The following is an 853-nucleotide window of genomic DNA, read 5'->3' on the forward strand; positions in this document are numbered from 1 at the left end:
CCAGAAGCGCCCGTGAGGTCTTTTGCCAATGGCTTTCGACCCCCTTCCCGTCCGGGTCCACTATCAGCGTAGCGAGATTCTGAACGTCTGCGACTTCGTTGTCAGTCCCTACCCTGATTTCGTCCAGCGGGTTCCAGTGGGCGGAGCCGCGCGAGCTGGCCGGTTCAAATCGCATGACGATCTGGTTGGCGTGCTGCTTCCTCCAACCGGCGGTCAACGCCCATAGCTCGCCCTTCAAATCGGTGATGACGGCGCTATGCGGCCACGAAAGCAGCGTCGGGATGACAAGGCCCACGCCCTTCCCCGATCGGGTCGGGGCATAGGTTAGGCAATGCTCCGGGCCGGAATGGCGTAGATAGACCGTCTTCCCGTTCTTCTCCTGATATGCGCCAATATAGACCCCATCATTTTCAACGAGGCTGGCCGCGCGAATGTCCTCCATGTCGGCCCAGCGGGCCGATCCATGCAGATAGGCATTGCCCTTCCCGGCGTTCGATTTCGCCAGTTTGACAGCAGCGGTTATCAGGACGCCCACGCCGAAAACCACGGTGCCCACGCCCACGGCTTGCCCGAAGGCGGGTTTCAGCGCCGGAACCTCGCTCCATTTGCTGAACCATTGCAGGAAACGCCACGGGGCATAGATATGGCCCGCGTTCGGCCCCAAGGTAGCCTGATAGGCCATCTGGTGCGCGAACATCTGCGTTGCGCTCCATAAGCCTCCAAGGGCGGAACCGGCCACAAGGGCCGCCAGCAACGGGCGATTATCGCCCTTGCTTCCGCGCTCCCGCACTTGCGGCCCGATGGCTGTATTGCGCTTCTTTGCCATGCTTTGCCCTTCTCGCGGCCGTTACCG

1 protein-coding gene is annotated in these 853 nt (G+C 61.8%); it reads right to left on the reverse strand.

Annotated features, from left to right (window positions below; all coding sequences use genetic code 11):
- On the reverse strand, positions 1 to 826 hold an 826-nt coding region (locus SPHV1_RS03970), incomplete at its 3' end, for a type IV secretory system conjugative DNA transfer family protein (RefSeq protein WP_197277639.1).
- Between the last annotated feature and the right edge of the window lie 27 nt (positions 827 to 853).

Source organism: Novosphingobium sp. KN65.2 (genome assembly GCF_001368935.1).
Classification (GTDB): domain Bacteria; phylum Pseudomonadota; class Alphaproteobacteria; order Sphingomonadales; family Sphingomonadaceae; genus Novosphingobium; species Novosphingobium mathurense.